Annotated in this window: 2 protein-coding genes and 1 pseudogene; 2 read left to right on the top strand and 1 reads right to left on the bottom strand. The window is 73.0% G+C overall.

The features are described 5' to 3' along the window. Nucleotides 1-120 precede the first annotated feature (120 nt). Entirely contained in the window at nt 121-1,350 is a 1,230-nt protein-coding gene (locus tag CCN44_RS42165; protein ID WP_086704563.1) for a phenylacetate--CoA ligase family protein, read from the top strand. Between the two features lie 98 nt (nt 1,351-1,448). After that, complete coding sequence (locus CCN44_RS42160; protein ID WP_086704561.1) at nt 1,449-2,003, top strand: glycine-rich domain-containing protein; 555 nt, start codon at nt 1,449-1,451, stop codon at nt 2,001-2,003. 150 nt (nt 2,004-2,153) lie between these two features. On the opposite strand, the pseudogene CCN44_RS45760 reads toward CCN44_RS42160, so the two are convergent. After that, nucleotides 2,154-2,418: pseudogene (locus CCN44_RS45760) on the bottom strand (hypothetical protein); the annotation flags it as partial.

The following is a 2,418-nucleotide window of genomic DNA, read 5'->3' as shown; positions in this document are numbered from 1 at the left end:
CCGCCCCCGCTCCTCCTTTCCGCCGCCGCCGTCTTCTTCCGCCGCCGTCGTCTTCTTCCGTCTCCGTCCCCGTTCCGTCTCCGCCGCCCCCGTTTTTTCCTGCCGTTCCGGAGAGCCCTTGTGAACCGCCTGCCGAGCGCCGACGTCCTGGACCGGGTGCGCGACATACCGATCTACCGTGCCTCCATCGAGCGCGGTCACTTCCCGATCCTGGAGAAGCTGGAGATCGCCCGGGGCTTCCCCGACAACTGGATGACTCCGAAACTCAAGCGTGCACTTGAGGCGGGAGAGGCGGAGTTCGTGCTGTCCACCGGCACCAACCATGCCCGCATGCAGCTCATCCGGCCGCCTTACTTCCTGCTGCGTTCCTACTACCGTCTGTGGAGCGAGCACCCTGACCTCGGTGCCCTGTGGCACTCCGGGGCCCGGCGGGTGTCGCTGACCACGGTGCTGGCCACCGAGCACGTCGCCCGTGTCAATGCCCGCAGGCCCGGCACGATGCGGGGCGAACGCTGGCTGGACGACCGTACGCTCTACCTCAACCGCCGTCTGGACCCGGCCGGCTGGGAACGCGACGAGGTCGAGCGTATGCTCGCCGAGATCCGCGAAGCGGCCGGCGCCCACCCCGACGGCGCCTACCTGCTGGACTGCTCCGGCTACCACCTGGCGCACCTGGTCCGCGCCGTGGCGGCCTGGGAGCTGTGGGACGCTTTCCCCCGCCCGGCCGGCATCGTCCACGCCTACGAGTACACGCCGCTCAACGTCCGCGCCTATCTGCGTGCCCATTTCGACTGCCCCGTCATCGACCTGTTCGGCAGCACCGAGCTCGGCTACCTCTTCTACAGCGATGCGCACGGCCGTTACCAGCCCTACCTGAAGGACATGAGCGTGGAACTGATCCCGGTGCAGCCGGGCAGCGGCATCCACAGCCTCATCGTCACCAGTGTCCGCAACCCCTACATGCCGCTGGTGCGCTACCGCTCCGGCGACTGCGTGCGCACCCGCGACAACAGCACCGACGCCGGGCAGATCGTCTCCTTCTGCGGACGGGAGAAGGAACTGCTGCCCACCCCGGCCGGTCCCGTCGCCCAGGCCGACCTCGACGCCCGCATCGCCGCGGTCAGCTCCCGCGTCTTCCTGCACCAGCTCCACCTCGCCGGTGACGACGCGTGCCGGCTGTCGTACACCACTTTCGACGACGCCCCCCTCGCTCCCGCCGAGAGCAGCGAACTGGCCGCCGCCGTCAGCGTCCTGACGAAACGCTCCTGCGGTCTCGAGCACCGCACCGGCATCCCCATCGGCCCGTCCGGGAAGTACGCCTGGCTGACCGCCCCTGCGCCGGCCGTCTGACGCCCCGGGCAGCCCGCGGCACCCGCCTGACGATCCGCCACCCGACACGCAGCACACCTGACGACCCGACAGGACCGGCGATGACCACACCCGCACCCATGACCGAGCCCGTGGCCCAAGCGGCCCCCTCCGCCGAGGACCTCCTGGGCCCCGCCTTGCACGAGGAAGTCGTCGCCCACTTCACCGCCGAGGTGGGCGCGCCCTCGGAGGCGACCGTCCGCCACCGGGTCCGCGAGTGTCTGCGCTATCTCTATCTCGTCTCCCGCCACCCCGACCGGCTCGGCGGCCTCTTCCTGCCGGTCGAGCAGGACATCGACGAGATCTGGCACTACCTCATCCTGCAGACCCGCGAGTACCGCGACCTGTGCGAGAACCGGCTGCCCGGCGGGCACTTCATCCACCACCGCAGCATCTCCTACGACGCCTACCGGGAAGCCCCCGGGCGGGAGGCCGTCGCCGAGGAGGCCCTGCGCTGGATCCCCCTCTACACCGCCGCGTTCGGCCCCTTCGACGCCGACGCCCTGCCGCACTGGACGATCGTGCGGTTCCTGCACCAGGAACTGGGCCTGTCCCTGGAAGAGATCGCGGCCCTGTCCGAGGACCGGCCGCAGCAGGAGGAGGGCACGCCCGTCCCGGCCCGGACGGACACCTGACACCCGCCCACGCCCCCCCCGGCCGGCCACGGACGGCACCCTGGTCCGCGGGGTGCGGTCATCACCCTGGCCCGCGGGGCGCGGTCGTCTTCCCGGTGCGCGGGCGGGCTGCTCCCGCCGGCCCGCGCAGCGGCCTGCCCGCCGGCCGGGTCAGCGGACCGCGGACGGCCGCCGCCGGCGGCCGTCCGGGACCGCCTGCCGGGTGCCGTCCTGCCCGGTGCCGCCGCGCCGAGGGGCCGTCCTGCCCGGTGCCGCCGCGCCGGGGCGCCATCCTGCCGGGGTGCCGTCGTGCCCGGTGCCGCCGCGCCGGGGGGCCGTCCTGCCGGGGGCCGTCCTGCCGGGGTGCCGCCGCGCCGGGGGGCCGTCCTGCCCGGTGCCGTCGTGCCGGGGCGCTGTCCTGCCGGGGTGCCGTCGT

It is taken from the genome of Streptomyces tricolor (genome assembly GCF_002155905.1).
Lineage (GTDB): Bacteria > Actinomycetota > Actinomycetes > Streptomycetales > Streptomycetaceae > Streptomyces > Streptomyces tricolor.
The sequence above is the reverse complement of the archived record's forward strand: the minus strand, read 5'-3'. Positions and strand labels throughout refer to the sequence as shown.

Coding starts and splice junctions, on each gene's coding strand:
- CCN44_RS42160 (WP_086704561.1), top strand. CDS start 1,449: ATGACCGAGCCCGTGGCCCAAGCGGCCCCCTCCGCCGAGGACCTCCTG.